At 35.7% G+C, this 26287-nt stretch carries 32 protein-coding genes; all 32 read left to right on the top strand.

Going from position 1 to position 26287, the window contains the following annotated elements; genetic code table 11:
• Nucleotides 1–4: 4 nt before the first annotated feature.
• The 32 genes from fliG (at nucleotide 5) to AHA02nite_RS03595 (ending at nucleotide 26217) form a co-directional block, all read left to right on the top strand.
• Nucleotides 5–1018: a flagellar motor switch protein FliG gene (fliG, locus tag AHA02nite_RS03440; RefSeq protein ID WP_146814418.1), complete on the top strand. Its 1014-nt coding sequence runs from the start codon at nucleotides 5–7 to the stop codon at nucleotides 1016–1018.
• Complete coding sequence (gene fliH / locus AHA02nite_RS03445) at nucleotides 1011–1790, top strand: flagellar assembly protein FliH (RefSeq protein WP_170235960.1); 780 nt, start codon at nucleotides 1011–1013, stop codon at nucleotides 1788–1790. Before fliG ends, fliH begins: the two co-directional genes overlap by 8 nt.
• Nucleotides 1780–3102: a flagellar protein export ATPase FliI gene (gene fliI / locus AHA02nite_RS03450; protein WP_146814422.1), complete on the top strand. Its 1323-nt coding sequence runs from the start codon at nucleotides 1780–1782 to the stop codon at nucleotides 3100–3102. The genes fliH and fliI overlap by 11 nt, the downstream gene beginning before the upstream one ends.
• Entirely contained in the window at nucleotides 3102–3542 is a 441-nt protein-coding gene (fliJ, locus tag AHA02nite_RS03455) for a flagellar export protein FliJ (RefSeq protein WP_146814424.1), read from the top strand. Before fliI ends, fliJ begins: the two co-directional genes overlap by 1 nt.
• Before the next feature lie 8 nt (nucleotides 3543–3550).
• Nucleotides 3551–4126, top strand: a complete 576-nt coding sequence (locus AHA02nite_RS03460; protein WP_146814426.1) for a magnesium transporter MgtE N-terminal domain-containing protein — start codon at nucleotides 3551–3553, stop codon at nucleotides 4124–4126.
• 31 nt (nucleotides 4127–4157) lie between these two features.
• Nucleotides 4158–5417, top strand: a complete 1260-nt coding sequence (locus AHA02nite_RS03465; protein WP_146814427.1) for a flagellar hook-length control protein FliK — start codon at nucleotides 4158–4160, stop codon at nucleotides 5415–5417.
• 2 nt (nucleotides 5418–5419) lie between these two features.
• The gene (gene flgD, locus AHA02nite_RS03470; RefSeq protein WP_246118802.1) at nucleotides 5420–5881 is read left to right on the top strand and encodes a flagellar hook assembly protein FlgD; all 462 of its coding nucleotides are present in this window, start codon (nucleotides 5420–5422) and stop codon (nucleotides 5879–5881) included.
• Nucleotides 5874–6251: a TIGR02530 family flagellar biosynthesis protein gene (locus AHA02nite_RS03475; RefSeq protein ID WP_146814429.1), complete on the top strand. Its 378-nt coding sequence runs from the start codon at nucleotides 5874–5876 to the stop codon at nucleotides 6249–6251. Before flgD ends, AHA02nite_RS03475 begins: the two co-directional genes overlap by 8 nt.
• 92 nt (nucleotides 6252–6343) lie before the next feature.
• Nucleotides 6344–7213: a flagellar basal body rod protein FlgG gene (gene flgG / locus AHA02nite_RS03480; RefSeq protein ID WP_146814431.1), complete on the top strand. Its 870-nt coding sequence runs from the start codon at nucleotides 6344–6346 to the stop codon at nucleotides 7211–7213.
• A 41-nt stretch (nucleotides 7214–7254) separates the two neighbouring features.
• Nucleotides 7255–7482, top strand: coding sequence for a flagellar FlbD family protein (locus AHA02nite_RS03485; protein ID WP_146814433.1), 228 nt, complete (start codon nucleotides 7255–7257; stop codon nucleotides 7480–7482).
• Nucleotides 7466–7888 carry a flagellar basal body-associated FliL family protein gene (locus tag AHA02nite_RS03490; RefSeq protein ID WP_146814435.1) on the top strand — a complete coding sequence of 141 codons (423 nt, stop codon included), beginning with the start codon at nucleotides 7466–7468 and terminating at the stop codon, nucleotides 7886–7888. The genes AHA02nite_RS03485 and AHA02nite_RS03490 overlap by 17 nt, the downstream gene beginning before the upstream one ends.
• 30 nt (nucleotides 7889–7918) lie before the next feature.
• Nucleotides 7919–8914, top strand: a complete 996-nt coding sequence (gene fliM, locus AHA02nite_RS03495; protein ID WP_146814437.1) for a flagellar motor switch protein FliM — start codon at nucleotides 7919–7921, stop codon at nucleotides 8912–8914.
• Entirely contained in the window at nucleotides 8907–10064 is a 1158-nt protein-coding gene (gene fliY / locus AHA02nite_RS03500; protein WP_146814439.1) for a flagellar motor switch phosphatase FliY, read from the top strand. Before fliM ends, fliY begins: the two co-directional genes overlap by 8 nt.
• 23 nt (nucleotides 10065–10087) lie before the next feature.
• Complete coding sequence (locus tag AHA02nite_RS03505) at nucleotides 10088–10450, top strand: response regulator (RefSeq protein ID WP_146814441.1); 363 nt, start codon at nucleotides 10088–10090, stop codon at nucleotides 10448–10450.
• Between the two features lie 20 nt (nucleotides 10451–10470).
• Nucleotides 10471–11172 carry a flagellar biosynthetic protein FliO gene (locus AHA02nite_RS03510; RefSeq protein WP_146814443.1) on the top strand — a complete coding sequence of 234 codons (702 nt, stop codon included), beginning with the start codon at nucleotides 10471–10473 and terminating at the stop codon, nucleotides 11170–11172.
• Nucleotides 11165–11833, top strand: coding sequence for a flagellar type III secretion system pore protein FliP (gene fliP / locus AHA02nite_RS03515; RefSeq protein WP_146814445.1), 669 nt, complete (start codon nucleotides 11165–11167; stop codon nucleotides 11831–11833). Before AHA02nite_RS03510 ends, fliP begins: the two co-directional genes overlap by 8 nt.
• Before the next feature lie 21 nt (nucleotides 11834–11854).
• The gene (fliQ, locus tag AHA02nite_RS03520) at nucleotides 11855–12124 is read left to right on the top strand and encodes a flagellar biosynthesis protein FliQ (protein WP_017185294.1); all 270 of its coding nucleotides are present in this window, start codon (nucleotides 11855–11857) and stop codon (nucleotides 12122–12124) included.
• Between the two features lies 1 nt (nucleotide 12125).
• Complete coding sequence (gene fliR, locus AHA02nite_RS03525) at nucleotides 12126–12905, top strand: flagellar biosynthetic protein FliR (RefSeq protein ID WP_146814447.1); 780 nt, start codon at nucleotides 12126–12128, stop codon at nucleotides 12903–12905.
• 1 nt (nucleotide 12906) lies between these two features.
• Nucleotides 12907–13992 (top strand): flagellar biosynthesis protein FlhB, encoded by a 1086-nt coding sequence (gene flhB / locus AHA02nite_RS03530; RefSeq protein WP_146814449.1) that lies wholly within the window; start codon nucleotides 12907–12909, stop codon nucleotides 13990–13992.
• Between the two features lie 18 nt (nucleotides 13993–14010).
• Nucleotides 14011–16044: a flagellar biosynthesis protein FlhA gene (flhA, locus tag AHA02nite_RS03535; protein ID WP_146814451.1), complete on the top strand. Its 2034-nt coding sequence runs from the start codon at nucleotides 14011–14013 to the stop codon at nucleotides 16042–16044.
• Nucleotides 16044–17171: a flagellar biosynthesis protein FlhF gene (gene flhF / locus AHA02nite_RS03540; RefSeq protein ID WP_146814453.1), complete on the top strand. Its 1128-nt coding sequence runs from the start codon at nucleotides 16044–16046 to the stop codon at nucleotides 17169–17171. The genes flhA and flhF overlap by 1 nt, the downstream gene beginning before the upstream one ends.
• Entirely contained in the window at nucleotides 17171–18040 is an 870-nt protein-coding gene (locus AHA02nite_RS03545; RefSeq protein WP_146814455.1) for a MinD/ParA family protein, read from the top strand. Before flhF ends, AHA02nite_RS03545 begins: the two co-directional genes overlap by 1 nt.
• A 1-nt stretch (nucleotide 18041) precedes the next feature.
• Entirely contained in the window at nucleotides 18042–19094 is a 1053-nt protein-coding gene (locus AHA02nite_RS03550) for a protein-glutamate methylesterase/protein-glutamine glutaminase (protein WP_146814457.1), read from the top strand.
• Between the two features lie 12 nt (nucleotides 19095–19106).
• A complete protein-coding gene (locus tag AHA02nite_RS03555; protein WP_146814459.1) occupies nucleotides 19107–21119 on the top strand; it encodes a chemotaxis protein CheA in 2013 nt (670 codons plus the stop codon).
• 12 nt (nucleotides 21120–21131) lie between these two features.
• Nucleotides 21132–21599, top strand: coding sequence for a chemotaxis protein CheW (locus tag AHA02nite_RS03560; protein WP_146814461.1), 468 nt, complete (start codon nucleotides 21132–21134; stop codon nucleotides 21597–21599).
• Nucleotides 21600–21624: 25 nt separating this feature from the next.
• Nucleotides 21625–22254 carry a chemotaxis protein CheC gene (locus AHA02nite_RS03565; RefSeq protein ID WP_017185284.1) on the top strand — a complete coding sequence of 210 codons (630 nt, stop codon included), beginning with the start codon at nucleotides 21625–21627 and terminating at the stop codon, nucleotides 22252–22254.
• Complete coding sequence (locus AHA02nite_RS03570; RefSeq protein WP_017185283.1) at nucleotides 22251–22751, top strand: chemotaxis protein CheD; 501 nt, start codon at nucleotides 22251–22253, stop codon at nucleotides 22749–22751. The genes AHA02nite_RS03565 and AHA02nite_RS03570 overlap by 4 nt, the downstream gene beginning before the upstream one ends.
• A complete protein-coding gene (locus AHA02nite_RS03575; protein ID WP_146814463.1) occupies nucleotides 22751–23077 on the top strand; it encodes a ZIP family transporter in 327 nt (108 codons plus the stop codon). The genes AHA02nite_RS03570 and AHA02nite_RS03575 overlap by 1 nt, the downstream gene beginning before the upstream one ends.
• A 32-nt stretch (nucleotides 23078–23109) precedes the next feature.
• Nucleotides 23110–23871 carry a FliA/WhiG family RNA polymerase sigma factor gene (locus AHA02nite_RS03580; protein WP_146814465.1) on the top strand — a complete coding sequence of 254 codons (762 nt, stop codon included), beginning with the start codon at nucleotides 23110–23112 and terminating at the stop codon, nucleotides 23869–23871.
• Between the two features lie 17 nt (nucleotides 23872–23888).
• On the top strand, nucleotides 23889–25322 hold the full coding sequence (locus AHA02nite_RS03585; protein WP_146814467.1) for a FapA family protein: 1434 nt from the start codon (nucleotides 23889–23891) through the stop codon (nucleotides 25320–25322).
• Between the two features lie 15 nt (nucleotides 25323–25337).
• Nucleotides 25338–25652 (top strand): hypothetical protein, encoded by a 315-nt coding sequence (locus AHA02nite_RS03590; RefSeq protein WP_146814468.1) that lies wholly within the window; start codon nucleotides 25338–25340, stop codon nucleotides 25650–25652.
• 22 nt (nucleotides 25653–25674) lie between these two features.
• Nucleotides 25675–26217, top strand: a complete 543-nt coding sequence (locus AHA02nite_RS03595; RefSeq protein WP_146814470.1) for a hypothetical protein — start codon at nucleotides 25675–25677, stop codon at nucleotides 26215–26217.
• Nucleotides 26218–26287 lie beyond the last annotated feature (70 nt).

The raw sequence follows: 26287 nt of genomic DNA on the forward strand, positions 1-26287 counted from the left end.
TAAATTGACAGCACAAAAAAGAGATTTATCAGGTAAACAAAAAGCAGCAGCACTCCTTATCTCATTAGGACCAGATGTTTCAGCTGAAGTCTACAAACATTTAACAGAAGAAGAGATTGAAGAATTAACATTAGAGATCTCATCAGTTAAAAAAGTTGATTCAGCACAAAAAGATGAAATCATGGATGAGTTTCACCAAATAGCAATCGCGCAAGATTACATTGCTCAAGGTGGTATTAATTATGCTAAGACAGTTTTGGAAAAGGCTTTAGGTGATGAACAAGCAAATAAAATTGTTGAACGCTTAACATCTACATTACAAGTAAGACCTTTTGATTTTGCTAGAAAAGCAGATCCTAATCAAATTTATAACTTCATTCAAAATGAGCATCCTCAAACGATAGCTTTAGTTTTATCATACTTGGAGCCAGAGCAAGCATCCCAAATTCTATCTTCACTACCCGAGGATGCTCAGTCTGACATAGCTAGAAGAGTAGCGGTCATGGATTCAACATCGCCTGATATCGTTAATGAAGTTGAACATTTGCTAGAAAAGAAGCTTTCAACAACCGTAACTCAAGATTACACAGAAACAGGTGGGGTTGAATCAATCGTTAATATACTTAACAGCGTTGACCGTACGACTGAACGTACCATCTTAGATGACCTAGAGATACAAGACCCTGAATTAGCAGAAGAAATTAAGAAGAGAATGTTTGTATTTGAAGATATAGTTACCTTAGATAACCGAGCCATTCAAAGAATTATACGTGACACTGAAAATGAAGATTTAATGCTAGCTTTAAAAGTAGCTAGTGATGAAGTTAAAGACGTACTCTTTAAAAATATGTCTGCTCGTATGTCAGAGACGATGAAAGAAGAAATTGAATTCATGGGTCCTGTACGCCTGAAGGATGTTGAGGAAGCACAAACTAGAATCGTTGGTACGATTCGACGATTAGAAGAAATGGGAGAAATCGTAATCGCCCGTGGCGGAGGTGATGACATCATTGTCTAATCTATATCAATCTACAAAAGTCGTTAAGCCTAAAACTATACAAGTTAAACCTATTGGTCGCTCAGAAAACACTCATGTAGAGGAAAATGAAAATAAAGACCAACATGAGGACTTGCAACAAGAATTAACTAAAAAGCTAAACGCTGCTGATGACAAGCTTAAGCAAGCTGAGGATGAAGCGAACAAATTACTCGAACAAACCCGGCAACAAATCACAAAAGAAAAAGAACAGCTAGAGTTGGAAAAGCAAGAAATCTTCGAAAGGGCGTCACAGAAAGGCTACGATGAAGGTTACCAATTAGGACAACAAAAGGCTGAACAAGATTATGGTGAGTTAATTAATGAAGCTGAAAAAATAATTGATCTGTCTAAACAAGAGTATCAAATCAAATTGCAATCTGCTGAAGATGACATTGTAAAAATTGCTTTAGAAGCTTCAGAGAAAATAATTCAATCGAAGTTAAATGAAGAACCAGAAATATTTAAACATGTAGTAAAAAATGTGATAGACGAAGTGTCTGACCAGGAAGAAATTAAAGTTTATGTCCATGTTAGTCAATATGAACTTCTATTGGATTACAAAGTGGATCTGCTATCTCTTATGAATAGTGAACATACATTATCTATTTATCCAAACAAAGAATTAAATAGAAATGACTGCATTATTGAGACGAGAAATGGACAAATTGATACTTCAATAGATACTAAGTTAAGTCAGCTCAAAAATGTGTTGGGAGCATATGAGAAGGAGTATATGACGAGTGAGTATTGAACACGTGCTAGAACAAATTAGACAAGCGGATATTGTTAAGCGTTATGGACGTGTTAATCGAAGCGTAGGTCTTTTAATTGAATCAAAAGGGCCTGAAGCGAATATAGGTGATGTTTGCTACATATATACTGATCGATCTAAGAGAGACTATGTTCAAGCCGAAGTTGTCGGCTTTCAAGACCAACATGTTTTATTAATGCCTTATGAACAAACCAATATGATTGGACCTGATAGCTTAGTAGAATCATCTAACCGTTCTTTAACTGTTGAGGTTGGAGAACAACTAATAGGTAGAGTATTAAATGGATTAGGAGAACCTATTGATCATCGCAACATTCCTAATGGTATGGAGCCATATGGAGTGGAAAGTGAACCACCTAACCCATTAAGCAGGCCGCCAATAGATGAAATAGTTTCAACTGGCATTAAAGCCATTGATAATTGTGTAACGGTTGGCCGTGGACAAAGAATGGGGATATTTGCCGGAAGTGGTGTTGGTAAAAGTACATTGCTAGGAATGCTAGCAAAAAACAGTGATGCTGAAGTGAATGTTTTTGCATTACTCGGTGAACGTGGACGTGAAGTTAGAGAATTTATTGAACATGAACTCGGTGAAGAAGGATTAAGACGATCCATTATAGTAGTTGCCACTTCAGACCAACCCGCGTTACAAAGAATTAAGGGTGCTTATACAGCGACTGCAATTAGTGAGTTTTTCCGTGACCAAGGCTACCACGTTAATTTAATGATGGATTCTCTCACAAGAATTGCGATGGCCCAACGTGAATTAGGTCTTGCTAGTGGTGAACCACCAACAACTAAAGGTTATACACCTAGTGTTTTTGCTCTTCTACCAAGGCTCTTAGAAAGAACGGGACCCGGTGAGAAGGGAAGTATAACAGCATTTTACACGGTCTTAGTAGATGGAGATGACATGGATGAACCAATTTCAGACGCTGTAAGAGGTTTACTTGATGGACATTTAGTTTTAGATCGACAACTGGCAGAACAAGGTCAATACCCAGCGATTAATATTATGAAGTCAGTTAGTCGTTTAATGCAGAAAATTGTAAGTCAAGAGCATTTACAACTTAGTCACCACGTCCGTTCATTAATAGCCACTTTTGAAGAAAATAAGGAATTGATTCAGATCGGCGCATATAAAAAAGGGTCATCAGCAAAAGTTGATGAAGCTATTTATTATCAGCCTAAAATAATGGAGTTTTTGGCTCAACCGATGACGGAGTCTATTAAATCAGATGATAGTTTTAATCAATTAAAACAAATTTTTGAACAGAATGGTGATGCTTAGTGAGTGATCTAAAGACTTATGAAAAAATGATTCAAATTAAAGAAGAAGAAATGGATCAAACACAGAAACAGTATAACCTTGCTGTTGAACATTTTGAATCCGAAGCAACGAAGCTTTATGAATTGCTTAAATCGAAGGAAAATATTGAAGGCCAATACGAAAGCCAACTTTCAAAAGGTGCTTCAATTGCTTATTTAAACAACTTTCATCACTATATTGATTCAGTTCAACAACAAGAGAGTAACTTACAAAAGAAAGTGCACCAAGCTAGAGTCAATATGTATAAAAAACAAGAAGCTGTTGAAGAAGCTTATCGTGAGTTAAAAAAGTTTGAGAAGTTAAAAGATCATAAGGTAGAGAAACAAAGGTTACTTAACAAACAGATTGAAGCATCTTTTATAGATGAAATAGCAGTTCAACAATATTCAAGAGCTAAATAGGTGATGAGATGGCTAAAGAACAAAGGTATGAAGAGAAAAATAAGTGGCAATGGTTTATATACGTTATTGTAATACCAATTGTATTTGCTATTACTTTAGTGATGGTCGTAACAACAATAGCTGGTATTAATCCTTTCCAAGCTATGCAGGAATATGGCAGTAAAGTCCCTGTCGTTTCATCATTTATAGACGATCCAGAAGAAGAACGTTTGCAAGAGGAAATCGCAAGTTATGAAGCTACTGTCCAAGACCAAGAAGCTACTATACATGATTTAGAGTCTCAATTAACAACTAAAGATCAAGAAGTTGATAATTTAACAGAAGAGATTAATACGTTGCAGCAACAGCTAGAATCACAAGAACAAACAAGATTATCTCAGTCAGAAGCAGTTGAGAAGCTAACAAGATCATTTTCTGAAATGGTTGCAAGTCATGCAGCTGACATAATTGTTGAAATGGAAACCGAAATTGCATTAGACGTCTTGGAAGAGTTAAACGATGATGAGCGTGGTGAAATTCTTAGCGAAATGGATTCAGAAACTGCAGCAAGCTTTACTAACTCACTAATTCAACGTTCCAACTAACTAGAGCGATTACTTGAAAGGGGGTGAAAAGATGAACGGGATGATGGCATTGATGCCAATGATGCAACCTCAAAACTTTTCTAAGCAAAATGCGGTTAAACAACAAGAGTCTACCGATTTCAAAAACTTTTTAGATCATAAGTTTGCCGACTCTATGGAAGGAATTAATCTTGAACTGTTAGATGGAGAGTTATTAACTGAATCAGACCTTGTTAAATTGTTAGCTCAACTAACAGAATTAATAGAAGATGGCGAGATTAACTTAGGTGATATAGTATCTTCTTTATCTTCTGATGAAATTGAGCAAATGCTTAATAGTTTAGAGGAGTTGCTTACGGAGAAATCTGGTATTTTAGATGATCTAGATTATGATCTACTTGATACTTTGGGTGAGCTTTTAGCAGAAATCCATTTTGAGCTACAAGACAACGTGAAGAATGAGAGCAACGACTTTAATATGCTAGATCTATCAATGAATAATCAACTTACAATTCAAGGCGGGGCCACGCAAGCAAATGACGTATTTAAACAGTTAGAGCAAGTTGAACGTATGCTTTCACGAGTTGTTGCTAACTTAGTTGGTCACCAACAAGCAAACCAACAAGGACAAAATCAATTAAATGAAAGATGGTCTCAACTAGTACAACAAATAAAGAGTAAAGTTGAAAACATACAAAACCAGCAAACGAGCCAACAGTCCATTAACTCAATTAAACAGTTATTGCCCGGCTTGTTAAGTCAGGGGAATAGTGGATCAGAACAATCTAGTATGTTGAATAGAAATGGAGACTTTAACTTTGAGCAGTTAAATATGTCTAAATTAGAGCAGTTTACAGTTCATGTATCACGAGCCAACAGTAGTCAGTCTAGTCAAATGAGTAATCAGCAACAAATTATAGAGCAACTACAGAAGATTATTCAGTCTACTCAGTTTGGACGAGCAAATGGTACAAACAACTTAACTATTCAACTTAAGCCAGCTAACTTAGGCCAGATGACATTACAATTTACACAAATTGATGGACAAATGGCAGTTAGAATATCTGTGATGTCTACTGCTGCAAAAGAGATGTTAGAAAGTAATTTGAATCAATTACGACATTTGTTTCATCCGAACCAAGTTGTCATTGAACGTCAAGTAGACCAGACAAACACTGATTTTACAAAACAACAGTTAAAAGATGACAGCGAAGAGTCAGATGAGCAACTTTATGAAGATGACAAAGAAGAACAACAAGAAGAAAACCCTTCCGTTGATTTTAAAGATTACTTATTCCAAGAGGAGGTGTAGTAGTGAAAATAGATGAATCATTAATGTTAAATCAACAGTCGCAATCACGTGAGACAAATAATGATGAACTTGGACGAGATGCTTTCTTACAAATTTTAATGACACAGTTAACAAACCAAGATCCATTAGACCCAATGGATGACAAAGATTTTATTGCGCAAATGGCAACCTTCTCTCAACTAGAGCAAATGACAAATATGGCTAGTGACTTTTCGGGATTTATGGAAAACCAAAGTTACTCCAACTTCTTGCAATATTCGAACTTAATTGGACAAGCTGTGAATTACGGTGAATTTAGTAATAATGGAAATTTAGAAGAAGAATTAAGCGCAGTTGTTCAATCGGTTAGAAAAGAAGGAGACGGCATTATCATTTCTTTAGATAATGGTGAAGAAATAAGTGCTGAAGATGTCACTCAAATCGGCCAAGTAAACGTCGATGATGAAGGTGATTCAAATGAATAAAATAAACCCTGGGTTACATCAACAACCTTTATCAATTACGAATGCCAATACAAAGCCGAAAAGTAAACCTATTCAAGGCGAGTCATTTAAAACGGTCTTTGAAAATGTCTCTAACGAAGGTGTAAAAGTAAGTAAGCATGCACAAAAGCGTATGGAAGAACGGAATATCCAAATTAGTGAAAAGCAGTGGGAACAAATTGAACAAAAAATGACTGAAGCAAAAGAAAAAGGCGTTACAGATTCAGCTGTAGTTTTGTCTGACGCTATACTACTTGCTAGTACAAAAAATGAAACAATTATAACAGCAATGGATCGTCAAGAAGCGACAGGTCATTTATTTACAAACGTAAACGGAACGATTGTTTTATAAACAAATTGGCTGGACCGAGAGGAAGCCAACAGAACTGCTGAACGACAGAAGCAGTAATAATAAAGTATTTAAAATCGAAAGGATGAAGCTTAATGCTACGTTCAATGTATACAGGTATTTCGGGTATGAATGGTTTCCAAAACAAGTTAGATGTTGTTTCAAACAATATCGCCAATGTTAATACATTTGGTTATAAGAAAGGGCGCCAAACTTTTTCTGATTTAATGAGCCAAACAACACAAGGTGCAACTGGACCAGTAGGAGATGGACAACTAGGTGGTCGTAATCCGATGCAAGTTGGTTTAGGTTCAAATACAGGAAGTATTGACAATATTCATACTCAAGGTAATCGTCAAACGACAGATCGACCATTAGACTTAGCGGTGGAAGGTGATGGTATGTTTGTCGTTGCAGAAAGAACTGTTAGCGGTGATGGTGCAGAAGTTGATATTGATCCCAACGATGGTGACCAAATCAATTTTACACGTGCAGGTAACTTTTACTTAGATGAAGATGGTTACATTGTTAATTCTAATGGACAGTATTTAGTAGGAGAAGTTGATGGTGAGCCAGGTAGAATTAATATTCCTGAAGGTGCACAAAGCTTTAATGTGGGCGCTGATGGAACAGTTAATTACGTTTCTGATGAAGGTAACTCAGAGGAGGCTGGCCAAGTTATGTTAGCAAACTTCTCAAACCCGGAAGGATTAGAAAAGGTTGGTGGGAACAATTACGCACTAACTGGTAATGCAGGTTTAATGGGTGAAGAAGATGATTACCTTAATGTTCCTGGTCAAGGCGGTACAGGCAACCTTTATGCTGGTGCTCTTGAAATGTCTAACGTTGACCTTGCTGAAGAGTTCACAGAAATGATCACTTCACAAAGAGGGTTCCAAGCCAATACTCGTGTCATTACAACATCAGATGAAATCCTTCAAGAGTTAGTTAACTTAAAACGATAAAAGGGGGCAGGGGCTAACTTTGTTTAGCCCCAATCCATCATATGATAAATGTAACAAGACTGAACGGTGAACCGTTTGTCCTTAACGCTTTATACATAGAAAAGGTACAAGCATTACCAGATACGACTATTTCGTTAGCAAACGGAAAAACTTATTTTGTACAAGAATCAGTGGAAACGGTTATTCAACTTTCAACAGATTACTATAGAAATGTTGGATTAATAGATCTCCATGCGAAGGTAGTTGATGAAAATGACGAAACCAATTAAGATTATGCTTACCACATTAATCTCTCTAACTATTATTGGCATAGTTGCTATAATACTGCTGATATATGTAGATTTTGATGAGAGCGTTGATGGTGAAAGAACGATTAGTGAAATGGCAGATAGTTCATTTGTAACTAATGAAATTACAACCGATTTATCAGACGGAAGTTTTGTAAGAATACAATTTAGAGTCGTAACAGATAATCAAAGTACTAGTGAGCAACTTCAAGAAGGTGAATATTTCATTATAAATGATGCGATTATTCAAAAGTTGACCGTTTTAGAGGGTGAAGATTTCAGAACAAACCTTGATCTTGTTCGAGAGGAAGTTGCCACTGCTTTAAATGATCGGTTAGATGAAGGAGAAGTGACCGACATTTTCATTACTGAAAAAACAGTTCAGTAATACTCGGTGCTCCAATGTGGAGGTGAAACAATGGCAGAAGATGTGTTATCCCAAGGAGAAATAGATGCGCTCCTATCAGCAATCTCAACGGGTGAGATGGATGCTGAAGAACTTAAAGAACAGCAAACTGAAGAGCGAAAAATTAGAGATTATGATTTTAAAAGAGCATTGCGTTTTTCAAAGGATCAGATTCGTGGATTAACTAGAATTCATGAAAATTTCGCTAGATTATTAACATCCTTTTTTGCTGGTCAACTTAGAACATATGCAGAAGTATCAGTAGCTTCTGTTGACCAAGTACCATATGAAGAGTTTATTCGCTCAATGCCGCAACGTACAGTATTAAATATTTTCTCAGTCGAACCACTAGAAGGTAGGATCTTATACGAAGTAAATCCGAACATAGCTTACGCAATTTTAGACCGTACGTTAGGTGGCGAAGGACAAGGCGAGAGTAAAGTAGAAAACTTAACTGAAATTGAAAGTCGGATTATGTCTAGATTGTTTGAGCAAGCATTTGGATCTTTAGAAGAGGCTTGGGGGAATTTAGTTGAAATAGACTTATCACTAGAGGAATTTGAAATTAACCCTCAATTTATACAGATGGTATCACCCAATGAAACAGTTGTAGTTGTGTCATTAAATACGACTATAGGTGAAAGCTCAGGCATGATGAATATTTGTATTCCACATATGGTATTAGAACCTATTATTTCAAAGTTGTCGGTTCATTATTGGATGCAAAACGAATCAAGCAAAAGTAATCCAGAAGACTTTGAACATATTGCGACAAACTTAAATCAAGTTAACGTTGAAACTAAGGCTTTATTAGGTGAATCATCAATTTCTATCGATGAGTTTTTAAACTTGAATGAAGATGATGTCATTATGTTAAACCAAGAGATTGATCAACCATTAAAATTATTTGTAAATGATGAACCTAAATTTTACGTACAGCCAGGTAAGAAGAAGCGTCATATGGCTGTGCAAGTTTTAGGTGAAACAAGGGGTGAAGAAGATGAGTAATAACGATGATATGCTTTCACAAGAAGAGATTGATGCACTGCTAAGTGGAACGCAAAATGATGAGGACTCCTCTAACGAAAATAACGGTACAGTTTCTATATCTGATGTGTTGTCAGATATAGAAATAGACGCTATTGGAGAGTTAGGCAATATTTCTTTTGGAAGTTCTGCTACTGCTTTATCTTCCTTATTGAACCAAAAGGTAGAAATTACGACACCAGTCGTTTCAGCAATTGATAGTGATTCATTAGATGATAGTTTTCCAACACCACATGTAGCAGTAAAAGTAGATTACACGACAGGTTTTAAAGGGACTAATCTATTCGTTATTAAGAGCCAAGATGCTGCTATTATTGCTGATCTTATGTTAGGTGGAGATGGTAAGTCACCATCAGAAGAACTAGGTGAAATACAATTAAGTGCCGTACAAGAGGCGATGAATCAAATGATGGGGTCGGCTGCAACGAGTATGTCTTCTGTCTTTAATAAAAGGGTGGATATTACACCACCGAATACAACTTTACTAGATGTTGAGTCTGGCGAAGGTGTAGATTACATCCCTGATGAGGATACTTTTGTGAAAGTATCTTTTCAACTTCAAGTAGGTCAATTAATTGATTCTAGTATTATGCAATTATTACCAGTGGATTTTGCTAAAGATTTTGTAGATAGTTTATTAAATACTGAAGAAGCAGCTGAAAACTTGTCTGAGGAAGAAGGTATCACTCAGCAGCATCCTGCCATTAACGAAGAAACTCAACAGGCAACAGAGAGTTCACATTCTCAAAATATTGGCCAAAGAGCATTTCAAGCACAGGCAGAAGACCACCAAGTAGAAAAGGCAGAGTTTGCAGACCTTGGAGATTCGCCACAACTTGATTCTGGAGAAAAGCGTAATTTAGACTTGTTGATGGATATTCCATTAAACGTGCAAGTAGAATTAGGTCGCTCTAGTAAAAGCATTAAAGAAATTTTAGAACTTAGTACAGGGTCGATTGTGGAGTTAGACAAATTAGCAGGTGAACCCGTTGATATCTTAGTCAACAACAAATTAATTGCTAAAGGTGAAGTTGTTGTAATTGATGAAAACTTTGGTGTTAGAGTTTCAGACATATTGAGTAAAACAGAACGTATACAAAAGTTAAAATAATATGCCATTAGGGGGATTAAAAAATGAGTAACAAAATTTTAATTGTAGATGATGCAGCTTTTATGAGAATGATGATCAAAGATATTCTAGAAAAGAATGATTATGAAGTGGTTGGAGAAGCAGAAAACGGGCAAGAAGCAGTTGAACAATATAAAGAATTAAATCCAGATTTAGTTACATTAGACATTACAATGCCTGAGAAGGATGGTATTGAAGCTTTAAAGGAAATCATAAGTGAAGATAGTAATGCTAAGGTCGTTATGTGTTCTGCAATGGGACAACAGGCTATGGTTATTGATGCAATCCAAGCTGGCGCAAAAGATTTCATCGTAAAACCATTCCAAGCAGATCGTGTATTAGAAGCAATTGGCAAGGCTTTAAGTTAAATTGTGAAGGTTGATCAATCATGAAATTATGGAGAATAACATTTATTGCAATCTTAGTTTTTGCCTTACTAAGTACGAGTGATTACATATCATTGGCAGAAGATGATTGTGATGGTAGTGTTTCAGATTGCATAGGAGAGTTTAATTCTCAAGATCATGAAGAAGATGATGAGGATTTAAGTAGTAATGACGATGACGAGCGAGAAGAAACACCTGTAGCGTCAGATGATGACCAAGATGAACAACAAATTGGCCAAACGAATCGTTCGTTATTTCTTGATTTCTTAAGGATGGTTGCTGCACTTGTGCTTGTGTTAGCTTTAATCTTTGTTGTTTTAAAATTTGTACAAAAGAGAACAAGGATTTATCAACAAACACAATCGTTAGAAAATGTAGGTGGCATTGCATTAGGTAATAACAAATCAGCTCAAGTCGTAAGGGTCGGAAATGAATATTATTTATTAGGTGTTGGAGACAACGTAGAAATGTTAACTAAAGTTGATGATGATGAAACGATTGAACAGTTAGCGCAATCCCATGAAGACACATCTAGTAATATTTCATTTCAATCTGTGTTACAAAACTTTCAAAATCGTAACCGAAACCCATACCAAGAACAAGAAACTAAAAATCAGTTTAAGACTGAATTAGAAACGATGAAAAACTCAAGAAAAAGAATGATGAAACGTTATCAGGATAAGGATGGACCGACCGATGAATGAGTTCGTAAACATGTTTTCAGAAAATGATCCGGAAGCCATTTCTACGGCCGTACAGTTATTAATTTTATTAACCGTTTTAACATTAGCGCCTAGTATATTAATCTTGATGACTTGTTTTACTAGAATCGTAATTGTTCTTTCTTTCGTACGTACATCACTTGCTACTCAGCAAATGCCACCAAACCAAGTGTTAATTGGTTTAGCGCTGTTCTTAACTTTTTTCATTATGGCACCAACATTTTATGAAGTGAATGAACAAGCATTACAACCTTTATTCAATGAGGAAATTTCTTTAGAAGAAGCTTACGATGAAGCGAGCATTCCATTTAAGGAGTTTATGTCGCAACATACGAGACAACAAGACTTAGCTCTTTTTCTAGATTACTCGGGAGCTGAGCGACCTCAATCGATTGAGGATATACCGCTTACTGCATTAGTACCTGCATTTGCGATTAGCGAATTAAAGACAGCCTTTCAAATGGGGTTTATGATTTTTATTCCATTTCTAGTTATTGATATGGCTGTTGCGAGTGTTTTAATGTCAATGGGTATGATGATGTTACCACCTGTTATGATTTCATTACCTTTTAAAGTATTATTGTTTGTCATTGTCGATGGCTGGTATTTGATCACCCATTCAATTTTAGAGAGTTATATATAGCGATAGGAAGAGGGAATAAGTATGACCCCAGACATGGTCGTGTCACTTGCTGAACGTGGCATTTACACTATTTTAATAGTTGTTGGTCCTTTATTATTAATTGCTTTATTTGTAGGACTAACGGTAGCCATTTTTCAGGCAACGACACAAATTCAAGAACAAACGTTAGCATTTATCCCAAAAATTGTTGCAGTTTTTGTTGGCATAGTTATTTTAGGGCCATGGATGTTACAAAGAATGATTGAATTTACCGTAAGTATTTTCAATAACATCTCTCAAGTAGTTGGTTAACATGTTAGAATTATTAGATTTTACTAGATTACCAGCTTTCTTCCTAGTTTTAGCTAGACTTGCGGGCTTTTTCTTTTTAGCCCCTTTATTCTCATATCATACGATACCAATGATGCATCGAATTGGTCTTGTATTCGTTTTATCTTGGATCATGTACTTATCGCTAGATGTTCCTGCTATGCTTTTTGATGGTCAATATGTATTACTACTACTTAAAGAAGTTACAGTAGGGATATTAATCGCATTAATAGCCTATCTCATACTAGCTGGTGTACAAATTGCTGGTGGTTTTATTGATTTTCAGATGGGTTTTGCAATTGCGAACGTCGTTGACCCACAAACAGGTGTGCAAAGTCCTATTATTGGTCAATACTATTATATTTTCGCATTATTATTACTCGTAGCTACTAATGCGCATCATTTACTCATTGATGGTATTTTTTATAGTTATCAATTTATTGGTTTCCAAGATATGATTCCAATACATAGTGACGCATTCCCTGAATTTATTATTATGACAGTATCAGGTATGTTTTTAATTGCTTTTCAAATGGCGATCCCGATAGTTGGTACATTATTTTTAGTAGATGTTGCCCTAGGTATGATCGCTAGAACCGTTCCGCAAATGAACGTGTTCGTCGTAGGGTTACCGCTTAAAATATTTGTTAGTTTTGTCGTAATACTAATTTCGTTTAGCTTTTTCGGCTTACTCATTAGTGAATTATTTAATTACATGTTCCAGACGATGCGACAACTTCTGGAGATTATGGGAGGGGCGTAATGTGAAACAATTACGCTTAAATCTACAATATTTCAACCAAGAAAAAACAGAGAAAGCAACTCCAAAAAAGAGACAAGACTCTCGTAAAAAAGGTCAGGTCGCTAAAAGTCAGGATGTTAATACATCTATATTGTTGTTTTGTGTATTCGTCTTTCTATTAATCTATGGTTCCTATATGGGAGAAACGTTAACGGGTGTTTATACTCATAGTTTCACAGAGTTTATTCATTGGGAGGTCACGCCGGCTAATGTTCAACAAGTATTTTTCCAATCAACTGTAGAAGGGGTAAAAGTAGTCTTACCAGTTATGGTCATAGCGATTATAGGAGCACTCATAGCGAACTATCTGCAAATAGGCTTCTTATTCACTGGTGAACCACTGAAGTTTGACTTGAAAAAGATCGACCCTTTAAAAGGTATTAAAAGAATATTCTCAGCTAGAGCGTTAGTTGAGTTTTTGAAATCTTTACTAAAGATTTCATCAGTTGGCTCCGTTTGTTTTACAATCATATGGCTTAATAAAGATGAGCTGATGATGCTATCACAAAAATCAATAGGTGAAGCTATCTCTTTTTTCGGACAGTTAACAATTATAATCGGAGTTGGTGCAGCGATTATGCTTATGATTGTTGCTGTGATTGATTACTTATACCAACGTTATGACCATGAGAAAAATATAAAAATGTCAAAACACGATGTTAAAGATGAGAGTAAAAACATCGAAGGGGATCCGCTAATTAAATCACGAATAAAAGAAAGGCAACGACAAATGGCACAACAACGGATGATGAGTGAAGTACCTACCGCCGACGTTGTTATTACCAATCCGACGCATTATTCAATAGCATTAAAGTACGATGAGAACAAGGCTGATGCCCCTTTTGTTGTTGCGATGGGTGTTGATTACGTCGCATTAAAAATTAGAGAAGTTGCAAAGGCTAATGATGTTGTGCGAGTTGAAAACCGCAAACTTGCAAGAGGGCTTTATTATGGTACAGAGATCGGAAACACAATTCCGGAAGATTTCTTCCAACAAGTAGCTGAAGTATTAGCTTATGTTTACAAACTGGAAAAAAGAGCGAAGTAATGGAGAGGGTTTTTAGAAATGTCAGCAAGAGATTTATCGGTATTATTAGGTGTTATTTTAATTATTATTATGTTGGTCATCCCATTACCAGGATGGCTTTTAAGTATATTGATTTTGACAAACATTTCTTTAGCTTTAATCGTGATTCTTGTCACTATGAACACACAGGAAGCTTTAGATTTTGCGATTTTTCCTTCATTACTTTTACTCTTAACGTTATTTCGTCTAGGTTTAAACGTATCAACGACAAGAAGTATTTTATCAGAAGCTGACGCTGGTAATGTTGTTGATACATTCGGAGAGTTCGTAACAGGAGGTAATCCTTTTGTCGGTTTCGTTATTTTCTTAATCTTAGTTATTATTCAGTTCATTGTTATCACAAAAGGTGCCGAACGTGTTTCGGAAGTTGCAGCACGTTTCACTCTCGATGCGATGCCTGGTAAACAAATGAGTATAGATGCTGACTTAAATGCAGGTATGATCACTGAACAGCAAGCAAAAGATCGTCGTGAAAAAATTGAAAATGAAGCAGACTTTTACGGGGCGATGGATGGTGCAAGTAAATTCGTAAAAGGTGATGCAATTGCTGGTATCGTGATTGTCTTAGTTAATATAATCTTTGGTTTTATTATTGGTATGACGCAGTGGGGACTTTCAGCTAGTGAGACTGTTAATGTGTTCTTACGATTAACAGTTGGTGACGGACTCGTTTCTCAAATCCCTGCACTTCTAATTGCAACGGCAACAGGTATTATCGTGACGCGCGTAGCTGCTGAAGGTAACTTATCACATGATGTGACAGGACAGTTATTCCGCTATCCGAAATTACTATATGTTGCAGCGGGTACGATTTTCTTACTTGGATTTACACCTATTCACTTTATGTTAACGGCATCAATTGCAACGATACTAGCTGTAGGTGGCTTTTACCTTGATCGATCTCATCAAAGACAACAAGAGTATGAAGATGAGGAAACAGACCAACAAACAGAAGACAAAGAAGTTGCAACGCCTGATAATGTCGTTGATTTACTTAATATGGATCCTATTGAGTTCGAATTTGGCTATGCACTGATTCCAATAGCTGACGCTAATCAAGGTGGCGATTTATTAGATCGAGTCGTCATGATCAGAAGACAAATTGCGTTAGAGCTCGGCATAGTAATCCCTGTTGTTCGTATACGTGATAACATTCAATTAAATCCAAACGAGTACCAGTTAAAAATAAAAGGCAATGAAGTGGCAAAAGGTGAACTTTACTTGAATCATTATTTGGCGATGAGCCCTGGTATGGATGATGAGACAATTGAAGGGATTGACACAGTGGAGCCAGCATTTGGCCTACCAGCTAAATGGATTAGTGAGGATATGAAGGATGAAGCTGAGTTATCAGGTTATACGATCGTAGACCCACCATCAGTTGTATCTACTCACATAACAGAAGTAATTAAAAGGTATGCTAGTCAATTATTAGGACGTGAAGAAACACAACAATTAATTGATCATTTAAAACAAAGCTATCCAACATTAGTTGACGAAGTGACACCAGAACCATTATCAGTTGGTGAAATACAAAAAGTATTATCTAAGCTATTAGAAGAGCAAGTTTCTATTCGAAACTTACCAATTATTTTCGAAACTTTAGCAGACTATGGCAAGATGACAAATGATACTGATTTGTTAGCTGAATATTGTAGACAATCTCTTTCAGTTCAAATTACAAAAATGTTTGCTGCAGAAGATTATAAAATGAAAGTAATTACACTCTCTCCTCAAGTAGAGAAGAAAATTGCAGAGCATATACAACAAACAGAACATGGAAGTTTTATATCGATGGATCCTGAGACACAACAAAAAGTAATAGAAACGATTCACCAACAAGCAAGCCAGGCTTTTATCGATAATTCTACTCCAATCTTATTATGTTCTCCTGCTATTAGAAGGTATGTTAAACAAATGATTGGTCGCTATTTAACAGATGTTGTTGTATTATCCTACAATGAGTTAGAACCAGACTTAGAAGTTGAAAGCGCCGGGGTGGTGAATATCTAATGAAAGTTAAAAAGTATACAGCTCCTACTATGCCGGAAGCTATGAAGAAAGTTAGAAAAGAACTAGGGAATCAAGCTGTTATTTTGAACTCTAAAGAGAAACGGAGTACAGGTTTCTTAGGCTTTTTGAAGAAGAAAAATATAGAAGTAGTAGCTGCAGTAGACCCTAACCCAATTTATAATAAACAAACTACAGAATCAAAAGGGCAATTCAGCTTGAATCAAGACCCGCTTATTCGAAATGAACATACATCGAAGTCCAAAGAATATGATTCAGAGCTACTTGAAGAAATTCGTGATCTAAAGGAACAGTTAACATTAAAGCAAGAAACCAAAACACAATATCCAAAAGTTATAGAAGAAGTGAATAATTATTTGCAAGGGCAAGGCGTTTCTCAATCGGTCATAGACGAATTAATTGATCCTTTATTAGCTGAGTATTATTCAAATGGACAACAAGGTGATTCGACTATTTATTATGAATTATTACAAAAACAAGTTACAACTAGAATGGAAGCTGCTGCGACTCAATCAAATAGTTCGGCTAAGAGAATTTTTCTCTTCGGACCAACTGGAGTAGGCAAAACAACAACTTTAGCTAAATTAGCAGCTGATGCGTCTATTAATCAAAATAAAGACGTTGCTTTAATTACTTTAGATACGTACCGAATCGCAGCTGTTGAACAATTAAAGACGTATGCTAAAATTTTAAACTTACCTGTTGAAGTAGCTTATAACAAAGAAGATTTCGAACAAGCCAAAGACAGCTTTAGCCATAAGGATTTAATATTAGTGGACACAGCTGGACGTAACTTTCGTAATAGCGAATATATTGAGCAAATTGATGAACTAATCGACTTTAATGAACAAGATGAGTTGTACTGTGTCTTGTCACTAACATCAAAAGAACAAGATATGGTTGATATTTATAACAACTTTAAAGCATTACCTATAAATCAGGTCATTTTTACTAAAGTCGATGAAACTAACCATTATGGACCAATCTTAAATTTGTGGCACCGCTATAAGTTTAATATTAGTTATATAACGACTGGTCAAGATGTTCCAGATGACATTGAAAAAGCATCACCTAATAGAATCGCTCAGTTGATAGTAGGTGAACAATAATGAATAAAGACCAAGCGCACGATCTTCGGATAAAAATGAATCAGCAGACTGAAGAGCACGCCCACACTATTGCAGTTTTTAGTGGGAAAGGTGGAGTTGGAAAATCTAACTTCGCCTTAAATTTTAGCATTGCGTTAGGACAGCAGGGGAAGAAAGTATTAATATTTGATTTAGACATTGGCATGGGGAACATTGATATCTTATTAGGTTTGCAACCTAAAAACAGTTTATCGACAATGTTAGAGAAAAATTTGCAAATTTCTGATATTATAGAAGAAGGAACACAAGGAATATCATATATAGCTGCAGGAACAGGTTTGAGTGACTTTTTTCATTTAGATCAATCTAAATATAATTATTTTATCCAACAATTACAGTTTGTGGCTTCAACATATGACTATATCATCTTTGACTTAGGAGCTGGTATGTCAGAGGAACATTTAGCCTTCATCCAAGCAGCAGATGAAAGTATTGTTGTGACAACTACAGAGCCTACATCAATAACCGATGCCTATGCTGCTATGAAGCGATTAATTGTTCATAGTTCTAGAGATCATTTAAAAATTTCTTTATTAGTCAATAGAGCACAGAGTGAACAAGAAGCGCAAATAGCTTTTACTAAGTTGGAATCAGTTGTTACTAAGTTTCTAAATTATAAGTTGAACTTCATTGGCTTTATTCGTGAAGACCGAACTGTAGTCGAAGCAGTTAAAAAGCAGATCCCGTACTACATATTAAATGAAAGAGGTAAAGCTAAGAAATCATTGGACCAAGTAATTACCGACTTTATGAACGAACCTGTAAAACATAAAAACAACCGCCAGTTTATTAGTCGCGTAAGGTCTATGTTTACAAGAAAGGTAGATTAACATGCAGAAGTTTAAAGTATTAGTCATCGATGACTCTGCCTTTATGCGGAAAGTAATATCGGACATTATTAATCAAGACAAACATCTAGAAGTAATTGGTACTGCTCGTAATGGTGAAGACGGTTTAAAAAAAGTTAAACAACTTAAACCAGATGTCATTACGTTAGATATAGAAATGCCAGTTATGGATGGTTTGACGGCTTTGAGATTAATTATGGAAGAGTACCCAACGCCTGTCATTATGTTATCAAGTTTAACTTATGAAGGGGCTAATAGTACGATTACCGCGTTACAACATGGCGCAATTGATTTTATTAACAAAACATCAGGCCCAATCTCTTTAGACTTAAATAAAGTCAGTGAAGAAATATGTTCAAAAGTTAAACAAGCGGCTACAGCTAACATTGAGCCGTCAGATGAACAAGCGAAAGATCAAGACACTTATACAGAATTTCAACCACAACAGTTTAAACATAACGAAACGATTATAGCTATAGGTGTCTCAACTGGTGGACCAAAAGCATTACAACAAGTGTTGTCAAAGGTACCAAGGCAATTTGATGGAACTATTGTAATCGTTCAACATATGCCAGCGAAATTTACAAAGTCATTGGCTGAAAGGTTAGACCGGTTAGCTGAAATTAAAGTAAAAGAAGTTCAAAACGGAGAGCTGTTAAAGAAAGGTCACGCTTATATAGCACCAGGAGATTATCATTTACAAGTTAAGTCAATAGGACGTTCGTTAGCAGCAGTTGTTGAGCAAACTGAACCAGTTAAAGGTCATCGCCCGTCAGTTAATCGATTATTTGAATCTATTGCTGACCTATCAACTTTTAATAAAGTCGGTGTTGTTTTAACTGGAATGGGTAGTGATGGAACTGATGGGGCAAAACTGCTAAGAGAGAAAGACCCATCTACATATTTAATTGCAGAATCACAACAAACAGCGGTCATTTACGGTATGCCTAAATCTCTCGTAGAAGAAGTTAACCCTAATTTAATTAGACCGATTAACCTCATTGCAGAAGCATTAATTGAAGTGGTTGAACGCTAAGGAGGCGAACTTATGGAATCGAATCAATACTTAGATATTTTTATTGATGAAAGTAAGGAGAATTTACAAGTTGTAAACGATCAATTGTTGAATCTTGAGAAGGATTCTACAAACCTGTCAATTGTGGACGAGATATTTAGAGCAGCTCATACGTTGAAAGGAATGGCTGCAACGATGGGCTATGAAGACCTATCTGACTTAACACACAAGATGGAAAATGTTTTAGATGGCATTAGACAAGAAGAACTTTCAGTGACCACTGATGTGATGGATGTTTTATTAGATTCTGTTGAATACTTAGAAGATATGATTACTGATATTTCAGAAGGTGGCTCAGGAGCTAAGGAAGTAGAAGAAATCGTCTCTAAGTTAAAAACTATAGAGTCTGGGGAAGCTGTGGCAGAAGCTTCAAGTGTAGAAACTGTAAACGAGCCAACTTCTAATAACTCTTTTTCTATTGATCAATTTGAGAGAACTGTATTACAACAAGCCGAATCAGATGGGCAATCTATTTATCAAATTAGAGTAGCGTTAACGGAAGATTGCTTATTAAAGGTAGCTAGGGTTTATATGGTGTTTGAAGTATTAGAGCAAAATGGTGAAGTCATTAAATCTGTTCCAACAGTAGATGAACTTGAAAATGAAGCCTTTGATCAAGTGTTTGAATTAATATTAGTCTCTTCAGAACCCGCACAAGATTTACAAGCGAAAATATTAAAAGTCTCTGAAGTCAGTCAGGTTGATGTTGAACCGTTTAGTCTTGATTCAAAAGAGGTTGAAGAAGATGTAGAAGGTGAAGTGGCAGCAACTATTCAGACCCCTGAAAGTAGTTCAGATACAAAAGAGGACTCCGTTGAATCTAAAAAAGCAGTTGGTAATAAAACAATACGTGTAAACATTGATCGTCTAGATGCTTTAATGAACTTATTTGAGGAAATGGTAATTGACCGCGGTCGTTTAGAACAAATTTCTGATGAACTTGATCACAACGATTTAAAAGGAACCGTTGAGCGTATATCGAGAATATCAGGAGACTTACAAAATATCATTTTAACAATGCGTATGGTTCCAATCGACCAAGTGTTTAATCGTTTCCCAAGAATGGTTAGACAACTCACTCGTGATCTAGGTAAGAAGATTGATATGCAAATTGAAGGTGCTGAAACGGAATTAGATCGAACAGTAATTGACGAAATTGGTGACCCTTTAGTCCATTTAATTCGTAATGCTGTTGACCATGGAATTGAAACACCTGATCAGCGTTTAGAAACTGGAAAAAATGAAGAGGGTAAACTGCTATTAAAAGCTTTCCATAGCGGTAACCATGTATTTGTTCAAATTAAAGATGATGGTAAAGGGATTAATCAAGATAAAGTTCTTGCTAAGGCAATTGAAAATGGTGTCATTACTCAAGAGCAATCCACTTCATTAACAAGCAAACAAATTAATGAGTTGATTTTAGAAAGTGGCTTCTCAACAGCTCAAGAAGTTTCAGATATTTCTGGTAGAGGTGTTGGTTTAGATGTTGTGAAAAGCACAATTGAGTCTTTAGGTGGTTCAATAGAGATCGAGTCAGAGTTAGGGCAAGGGACAACATTTACAATTCAACTACCATTAACTTTATCAATTATTTCAGTTATGTTAGTCGTCATTGAGAATGAGACTTACGCTATTCCTTTATCGTCAATTATAGAGACGGCTGTTATTAAGAAATCTGAAATTATGAAAGCACACAACAAGGAAGTCATTGATTTCAGAGGAAACATTGTGCCTTTAGTAGACTTAAAAGAAGTCTTTGAAGTTCCTAGTGATCACGAGGTTGAAGATGAGTTTTACTCTGTAGTTGTCGTACGCAAAGGAGACCAAATGGCAGGATTAGTCGTTGATTCTTTCATTGGGCAGCAAGAAATTGTATTAAAAGGGCTAGGAAACTACCTATCTAATATTTTTGCTATCTCTGGTGCAACTATTTTAGGCAATGGTGAAGTTGCATTAATCGTCGACAGCAATGCTCTCATAAAATAAGGAGGAATGGACATGAGTGAAGTAGTACAAAACGAAAAGGTCATCGTATTTCAATTAAAAGATGAAGAGTATGGTGTTCCGATTGAACATGTTGGATCTATCGAGCGGATTCAGGAAATTACAAGAGTCCCTCGTGCTCCTCGTTTTGTGAAAGGTGTTATGAATTTACGCGGTGTAATTACACCAATTATTGACTTACGTGAACGATTTGACTTGGAACAAACAGCATATACGGAAAGTACCCGGATCATTATTGTAACGATTGGTGATAAAAATGTAGGTATGATTGTAGATGCAGCTAATGATGTCGTTGATGTTCCTCAAAATCAAGTAGAACCTTCACCAGAGGTCGTTGGATCAGTTAATGCCGATTACATTAGAGGTGTAGCTAAAATCGATCAAAGACTTCTCGTATTACTTAATTTAGATAAAGTGTTAACAGAAGAAGAATTTGATCACTTATCAACAGTTGAATCTTAATTCCGAAAACGTGAGGTCATATTAAATGCAAGATTACGAACAATTTCAACGGATCCATTTAGATGTATTGAAAGAAATAGGTAATATTGGGGCTGGAAATGCGGCTACAGCTTTATCAAGTTTAATTAACCGAAAAGTTCAAATGACGGTACCAATTGTTAATATTGTTTCCTTTGATGAAATGATGATGGAAGTTGGCGGTAAAGACGAAGTTCAAGCTGCTGTCTTTGTACAAGCAACTGGTGACCTATCAGGGAGTATGTTTTTCATGGTTCCACCAGAAGAGGCAGACCTATTTTCGCAATTGATGATTGGTGATCAATCAAAGACAGTTTCAAATGGTGATGAACTAGCCACTTCTGCATTTTTAGAATTAGGAAATATTTTAACAGGGTCTTATTTAAGAGCACTATCTGATTTTACTAGTTTAGAAGTAGTTCAATCTGTACCACAAGTCGCAATCGATATGGTTGGAGCTATGTTAACACAGGGGTTACTCGAAATCTCAGTTTCCTCAGACCAAGCTATTATGATCGAGACTGTTCTTCATGATATTGAAGGAATGAAACGAGAAATAAGAGGACATTTCTTCTTGCTCCCTAACCCAGAAACGTATACTTCTATATTCGAATCGTTGGGAGTTAATCAATTATGAGCCAACAAGTAGCAGAAGTTATAAAGGTTGGAATAGCAGACTTGAATATTGCCGAACATCCCGAAACGATTATGACGGCTGGCTTAGGATCATGTGTAGGTCTTATCTTATATGATAATTTCTCAAATATCGCAGGTTTATTGCATGTTATGTTGCCTGATTCTACAATGGCAAGAAACCAATCATTTAAAGAAGGAAAGTTCGCTGATACAGGTATAAAAGCATTAATTGAAATGCTTGAACGAAAAGGAGTCAGAAGAACTAACTTAAAAGCTAAGATGGCCGGTGGCGCTCAAATGTTTAACGTGAACAGTAACAATGAAATGATGAAAATTGGTTCACGAAATATTGAAGCGGTTAAAAAACAACTAGAAGAATACCGCATTCCAATCGTAGCTGAAGATGTAGGTGGTAATAGAGGTAGAACGATTGAATTTTTAATTGATCAATCAACACTTAAGGTTAGGACAATTCAAGAAGGTGTGACATATATATAATGATTGGCTCAGTATGGCATAATATCGTTTTATCAACTTTTATAAGTGTTTATGTATTTTTATTATCATTAATGAATAATACACCACAACATTCATTCGTTAGAGCACTAATTGTATTCGTTTTAGCATTTATTCTAACGTATGGTGTTCGTCAATTAATCACTTATATATTGGATACAAGAACTAAATCAATACAGCGGTCAGAAACTGAAAATACGCAAGAAGAGGCATCAGTTCAATCAGAAGAACTGGATGATCATGATGAGATTAATGAAGTTGATTCAAGCGAAACAGCAGAACATATTCGTAAACTGATGAATGATTAACAGCTAGAAAGTAAAACTTGGGGGTCCGTCAAATGAAGAAAACAACGTCCTCTCTGTCAATGTTATGGGATAAATGGCAAGAAAGTAGAGATCAAGAAGCGGGTAATCTATTAGTCGAGCATTATATGCCATTAGTAGATTACCAAGTAAATAGAATTCATACACATTTGCCTAAGAATGTAGATAAGCAAGATGTTAAAAGTCTAGCTTTTATGGGATTGGTGGATGCTTTAGAGAAGTTTGAAACAAAACGGGATTTAAAGTTCGATACGTATGCTTCTTTTCGCATAAAAGGAGCAATCATTGACGGTTTGAGAAAAGAGGATTGGTTACCGCGGTCTGTTCGAGAGAAGTCTAAAGAAATTGAACAAACTTTTGAAGCTTTAGAACAAAAGTTTCAGCGAGAACCAACAATTGACGAAGTTGCACATAAAGTTAATTTGTCCCCCGAAGAAGTTGCTGAGGTTATGAAAGACACATTGTTCGCCAATATATTGTCAATTGAAGAAAAAACGAGTGAACAAAATGATGAACAGCGAGAAAGCCTTCGAAATACAATCCCGGACACCCATGAATTAACACCTGATGATCAGTTAGTTAGAAATGAAAACGTGCAGGAATTGTTAGTTGAGATAGAAAAGCTTAACGACAATGAACAAATCGTCTTAAGCTTGTTTTATAAAGAGGAGCTAACCTTAACTGAAATTGGTGATGTGTTAGAGTTGTCAACATCACGCATCTCACAAATTCACAGTAAGGCAATTGCAAAGCTGAAAAGGTTATTAACAGCATGATTAAGGGGTGAAGGGTGTTGGACTTATCACAATTAATAGATGTTAAAGTTAATGACAATCGTATGAACGCTTTGATCGAGTTCAATAACAGTTATTTTTCTAATGTTGAACTAGATGAAGAGTTTAGTATAGCTGAATTAATTACACCTTCAAACATTATTAATTTTCTTCATAAGAATGAAATTGTTTACGGTATTGATGAAGAAGCCATCCACCAATTTTGTGAAGACATTTTAAACAGTGAAGGTGAAAATTTAGATTCCTCACAAATTGAAGTAGCTAGAGGTATTGAAGCTGAAAATGGTGAGGATGGCTATATTGATTATCATGTAAACCTTAATTCAAAAGTAGATGTTGACGGAGAGACGCATAAAATCGATTTTAAAGAAATGATGCAAATTCCAATCGTTGAAACAGATGAACCGTTACTAACTTTTGTAGCTCCAACAAAAGGTGAACCTGGTATTAATGTTTATAATAAAAAGGTTGAAGCGAAACCAGGCAAGGTTGTAACAATAAAAGCGGGCGAAAATACAAAACATACTGAGAAAGATCAAACGATATATGCAACAGATAGTGGACAAGTCACCTTAACTGAAAAAGAAATTAAAGTATTGCCAGTATATGAAGTGAACAAAGACCTTGATTTGACAATTGGTAACATTGAATTTAATGGTTCCATTGTAATTAAAGGGGATGTACCAGAAGGGTTCAGTTTAAATGCCCGTGGTGATATTACGGTAAAAGGTATAGTTGAAGGTGCTTATTTAGAAGCGGGTGGCTCTGTTTTTATTGAAGAGGGCGTCTCTTCTCAGGGAAAAGGTAAAATTCGCGCAACTTTAGATATTAAAGCAGGTAATATAAACCAAGGAAATTTAGAAGCTGGTCGAAGCATTTATGTTAATCAATCAATACTACATAGCGAAGTAATTGCTCGCGAATTTGTATCTTGTTACAAAGGGCATATTATTGGCGGTTCGATATCTAGTGGTCAATTAATTGAAGCTAATGATATAGGTAATCGTATGAGTTCCAAAACAGTACTGTATTTAGGTGAAAATAAAAAAGTGGTTGAGAAAAAGTCATATATAGAAGAACGAATGAAAGAACTAGTGGAACAGTTGAAAAAATTAAAAACGATCGGTAGCAAGATGGAACAGTTACAAGAATTGCGTGAATTAAGTAGTAAAGAAAGAATTACTCTTTTGAGGCAAAAGCGTTCTTATGAAAAAGCTAAATTAGAATTAAGTGAACTAAATGATGAGTACTCCATTTATACACAGAATGATATGAACTACAATGAAGAGAATTTACCTAATGTAACAGTTCATGGTATAATTTATCCAAATGTAGAAGTGAAATATAGCAAGTATGCAAAAGTGTTCAATCAAGAGGCTAGTAAAGTTTCGATTGTTTATGAAAATCATGATTTTTCTATAAATCCACTATAGAAAGGGTCGGTTTTAATGAGTTGGAAAGCTGTTGAGATGCAAGTGGCTCTCCCAAGAACCCAAGATGCTAGTCAACTTCAAGACCAATTACAACAACGCGGCCAATTAATGCAAGACCAAATTACGCATGAACAACTGCGAGAACTTGAACGTAAAAGAAAAGCAGTCTTAGAATCTGAACAAACTGAACAAATCGACAATGAAGAGGACAGCCGTAAACATGAAGCAGAAGCGAAAGCAAATGGTCATAATCAAACTGAAAGTAAGGATCAACGTAGGACAAGCATCCCTCACCCTTACTTAGGTCATCGAGTCGATTTTACAAAGTAAACAATATTAGGTGGTATGGAAGTTGGAAATCATTTATTTAGTTCTACATGGAATAGCTTTATTTGCGATATTTTGGCTATTCATTCAATTAAGGCAATCGAATGAATCTGAAAAACAATCAGAGCAACGAGTTCAAGAGATTGAAGATTTATTTAACTCATATTTATTAGAAATAAAAGATGAAAATAAAAAATTAATAGAACAACTATCTAAAGTAGAGCGAACTAATCAATATTCCTCAACAACTAATAACGACCAAGATCAATCGAGTAACAATATAAGTTTAAAAAATCATGGAAAAAGCTTTGATTATACTACCCCACCTGAAGACGAGTATGACGCTTTTGATTTAGAACATGTCATCTCAGAACAAGAGGATCAATTAGAGCTAAGCACCGAAAAACAAATGGATCATGAGCAACGAAGCTCTCAACCTAGCCTACAAAATCAAGTCCTCGACCTTATTAAACAAGGTTACTCAATAGAAACGACAGCAAAGAAGTTAAATATGGGCTATACAGAAGTTGAACTTATTGTAAAATTTAATCATAAAATGACTATTTAATACTTGCTACGCAAAATCAGTTATGATATATTTACTTTTGGTGTTAATACACACGCTTGTGGACGTAAGT

It is taken from the genome of Alkalibacillus haloalkaliphilus (assembly GCF_007991275.1).
GTDB classification, from domain to species: domain Bacteria; phylum Bacillota; class Bacilli; order Bacillales; family Alkalibacillaceae; genus Alkalibacillus; species Alkalibacillus haloalkaliphilus.

Bases quoted from the DNA above. Each gene is read 5' to 3' on its own strand.
- AHA02nite_RS03460 (WP_146814426.1), top strand. From the start codon at position 3,551: ATGGCTAAAGAACAAAGGTATGAAGAGAAAAATAAGTGGCAATGGTTT.
- AHA02nite_RS03465 (WP_146814427.1), top strand. From the start codon at position 4,158: ATGAACGGGATGATGGCATTGATGCCAATGATGCAACCTCAAAACTTT.
- AHA02nite_RS03475 (WP_146814429.1), top strand. From the start codon at position 5,874: ATGAATAAAATAAACCCTGGGTTACATCAACAACCTTTATCAATTACG.
- flgG (WP_146814431.1), top strand. From the start codon at position 6,344: ATGCTACGTTCAATGTATACAGGTATTTCGGGTATGAATGGTTTCCAA.
- AHA02nite_RS03485 (WP_146814433.1), top strand. From the start codon at position 7,255: ATGATAAATGTAACAAGACTGAACGGTGAACCGTTTGTCCTTAACGCT.
- AHA02nite_RS03490 (WP_146814435.1), top strand. From the start codon at position 7,466: ATGACGAAACCAATTAAGATTATGCTTACCACATTAATCTCTCTAACT.
- fliM (WP_146814437.1), top strand. From the start codon at position 7,919: ATGGCAGAAGATGTGTTATCCCAAGGAGAAATAGATGCGCTCCTATCA.
- fliY (WP_146814439.1), top strand. From the start codon at position 8,907: ATGAGTAATAACGATGATATGCTTTCACAAGAAGAGATTGATGCACTG.
- AHA02nite_RS03505 (WP_146814441.1), top strand. From the start codon at position 10,088: ATGAGTAACAAAATTTTAATTGTAGATGATGCAGCTTTTATGAGAATG.
- AHA02nite_RS03510 (WP_146814443.1), top strand. From the start codon at position 10,471: ATGAAATTATGGAGAATAACATTTATTGCAATCTTAGTTTTTGCCTTA.
- fliP (WP_146814445.1), top strand. From the start codon at position 11,165: ATGAATGAGTTCGTAAACATGTTTTCAGAAAATGATCCGGAAGCCATT.
- fliQ (WP_017185294.1), top strand. From the start codon at position 11,855: ATGACCCCAGACATGGTCGTGTCACTTGCTGAACGTGGCATTTACACT.
- fliR (WP_146814447.1), top strand. From the start codon at position 12,126: ATGTTAGAATTATTAGATTTTACTAGATTACCAGCTTTCTTCCTAGTT.
- flhA (WP_146814451.1), top strand. From the start codon at position 14,011: ATGTCAGCAAGAGATTTATCGGTATTATTAGGTGTTATTTTAATTATT.
- flhF (WP_146814453.1), top strand. From the start codon at position 16,044: ATGAAAGTTAAAAAGTATACAGCTCCTACTATGCCGGAAGCTATGAAG.
- AHA02nite_RS03545 (WP_146814455.1), top strand. From the start codon at position 17,171: ATGAATAAAGACCAAGCGCACGATCTTCGGATAAAAATGAATCAGCAG.
- AHA02nite_RS03550 (WP_146814457.1), top strand. From the start codon at position 18,042: ATGCAGAAGTTTAAAGTATTAGTCATCGATGACTCTGCCTTTATGCGG.
- AHA02nite_RS03555 (WP_146814459.1), top strand. From the start codon at position 19,107: ATGGAATCGAATCAATACTTAGATATTTTTATTGATGAAAGTAAGGAG.
- AHA02nite_RS03560 (WP_146814461.1), top strand. From the start codon at position 21,132: ATGAGTGAAGTAGTACAAAACGAAAAGGTCATCGTATTTCAATTAAAA.
- AHA02nite_RS03565 (WP_017185284.1), top strand. From the start codon at position 21,625: ATGCAAGATTACGAACAATTTCAACGGATCCATTTAGATGTATTGAAA.
- AHA02nite_RS03570 (WP_017185283.1), top strand. From the start codon at position 22,251: ATGAGCCAACAAGTAGCAGAAGTTATAAAGGTTGGAATAGCAGACTTG.
- AHA02nite_RS03575 (WP_146814463.1), top strand. From the start codon at position 22,751: ATGATTGGCTCAGTATGGCATAATATCGTTTTATCAACTTTTATAAGT.
- AHA02nite_RS03580 (WP_146814465.1), top strand. From the start codon at position 23,110: ATGAAGAAAACAACGTCCTCTCTGTCAATGTTATGGGATAAATGGCAA.
- AHA02nite_RS03590 (WP_146814468.1), top strand. From the start codon at position 25,338: ATGAGTTGGAAAGCTGTTGAGATGCAAGTGGCTCTCCCAAGAACCCAA.